Below are 556 nucleotides of genomic sequence, written 5' to 3'. Positions count from 1 at the left end.
CCCGACGAAGTCGTCACCGTCACCCCCTGCTGGCGCAGTTCGCCGAACACCGGGCGGTCGGCGCCGGCCGAGTGCGTGTGGGTCCAGCGCAGCGAGGGCGCCTCCAGCATCGCGGTGTAGAAGCGCCGCGTGGCCGGTTGCACCTCGTGCTTGGTCGAGCGCCCCGTCACATCGCGCGAGACGAAGGCGATGTCGGCGTCGATGGGCCGGGCGTCGTCCACGGCCGGCGGGGCCACGGGAACCCAGTCCCGGCCTGCCATGGCGGCGGCGATGGTGGCGGTGATCGCGTCGCCATGGGCGCGCAGCGCCGCTTCGGAGAGCAGGATGCGCACGGGCGCAGCGGAGGCGGAGGAGGCAGCGGATGCAGTCATGGCGTCAGTCTACCGTCGCTCCCGAGGCTTTGACGACCACCTTCCACTTGTCATACTCCTTGCGCGTGAACTTGCCGAACTGCTCGGGCGTGCCGCCCACCGGGTCGGCGCCCTCGCGGATCATCTGCGCCTGCAGCGACGGCAGCACCTCGTTCACGGCCTGATTCACCTGCGTGATGACGGTC

2 protein-coding genes are annotated in these 556 nt (G+C 70.9%); both read right to left on the bottom strand.

The genetic code is table 11. From position 1 onward, the window contains the following. A partial coding sequence (locus AB4Z35_RS30130; RefSeq protein WP_442101177.1) for a hypothetical protein occupies positions 1 to 371 on the bottom strand: 371 nt, incomplete at its 3' end. A gap of 4 nt (positions 372 to 375) precedes the next feature. After that, a partial coding sequence (locus AB4Z35_RS30125; RefSeq protein WP_442101176.1) for a hypothetical protein occupies positions 376 to 556 on the bottom strand: 181 nt, incomplete at its 5' end.

Origin of the sequence: Pseudomonas sp. KB_15 (assembly GCF_052114525.1) — a bacterium.
Taxonomy (GTDB): Bacteria; Pseudomonadota; Gammaproteobacteria; order Pseudomonadales; family Pseudomonadaceae; genus Aquipseudomonas.
Note: the sequence above shows the minus strand (reverse complement) of the source record. Positions and strands in the feature narration are given on the sequence as shown.